At 71.0% G+C, this 1,351-nt stretch carries 1 protein-coding gene and 1 other annotated feature; the gene reads right to left on the bottom strand.

All coding sequences use genetic code 11. The annotated features are described in order from the left end of the window. Positions 1-34 precede the first annotated feature (34 nt). Positions 35-1,296 (bottom strand): IS3 family transposase gene (locus tag GD970_RS21355; protein ID WP_152204888.1). Its coding sequence is split into 2 segments (ribosomal slippage): positions 35-996 and positions 996-1,296, totalling 1,263 coding nucleotides; the frame shifts between segments, so codons are not numbered across the junction. After that, positions 878-1,009, bottom strand: a sequence feature (AL1L pseudoknot). (Overlaps the previous gene by 132 nt.) Positions 1,297-1,351 lie beyond the last annotated feature (55 nt).

The following is a 1,351-nucleotide window of genomic DNA, read 5'->3' as shown; positions in this document are numbered from 1 at the left end:
TGAACCGTCCTGGGTCCGCCGGAGGGCTGGTGGGTTACGCGACCTCCGGGATGGTGGTCGCGGTTACAGCCTGCCGGTGACGGTGTTCGAACTCCATCGGGGGCAGGTTCTCGATGGAGGAGTGCAGCCGGGCGTGGTTGTACCAGTGGACCCAGCGGGCGACCTGCCACTCGACCTGAGCGCGGTGTTTCCAGGTCGGGCCGCCGTCGTTGATGGCCTCGGTCTTGAACAGGCCGATGGTGGACTCGCACAGGGCGTTGTCCAGGGCGTCGCCGACGGTGCCGATGGATCCGGCGATGCCGGCCTCGAGCAGCTCGGCGGTGAAGGCCACCGAGGTGTACTGCGAGCCGGCGTCGGAGTGGTGGACGAGCTTGCCGCGCTCCCACCGGGCCCCGCCGCGGTGGCGGACGTCGATGGCCTGGCGCAGGGCGTCGGTGACCAGGAAGGTCTCCTTGCTGGTGGTCACCCGCCAGCCGAGGATCCTGCGGGAGAAGACGTCGACGACGAGGGCGACGTAGACGAACCCGGACAGGGTCCAGACGTAGGAGAAGTCCGCCACCCACAGCTCGTCCGGGGCCGCCGGGGTGTGCCAGCCGCGCCGGACCAGGTCGGGGTGGCGCGGCGCCTCTGCCGACCGGCGGGTGGTGCGGGTGCGGTGGCGCCCGCGCACCGCCCCTACCAGCCCGGCGACGCCCATGAGCCGGCCGACCTGGTCCCGGCCCACCTGCAGGCCGGCGCGGCGGGCGGCGTGGTGGAGCTTGCGGACCCCGTACACGCCCCAGTTCGCCCGGTGCAGGGCCACCAGGGCGTTGACGAGATAGGCCTCGTCAAGTTCGGCCTCGGTCACCGGGCACGCCCTGCGGGCGTAGTAGGTGGACGGCGCGATCGTGACCCCGTGCTCGGAGAGCACGGAGCAGATCGGCTCGACGCCGAACCGGTCCCGGTAGGTATCGATGTAGGCCACGATCACTTGAGTCGGCGGTCGAGCTCCGCCTGGGCGAAAAACGCCGACGCGGTCTTGAGGATCTCGTTGGCCCGCTCGAGCTCGGCCACCCGCTTGCGCAGCGCCCGGACCTCCTCGGACTCCACCGCCCGGCTCGGCGCCGGACTTCGCGTGCCCTCGGCCAGCTCGGCGTCCTCGACCCAGTTGCGCAGCGTCGCCTGGTTCAGGTCCAGCAGCGCCCCGACATGCCGGCGCGCGCCGAGCTTGGACTCGCTGCCCTCCGCGAGCCGTTCGCGGTACATCCGCACCGCCCGATCCCGGAACTCCTGGTCGTACTTCCTCGGTGCTGACACGAGACTCAGTCTCCCTTGCTAGATCAGCACCCTCCAGGGAACCCAGGACGGTTCA

The sequence above is a fragment of the Georgenia thermotolerans genome, from assembly GCF_009193185.1.
Classification (GTDB): Bacteria; Actinomycetota; Actinomycetes; order Actinomycetales; family Actinomycetaceae; genus Georgenia; species Georgenia thermotolerans.
Note: the sequence above shows the minus strand (reverse complement) of the source record. Positions and strands in the feature narration are given on the sequence as shown.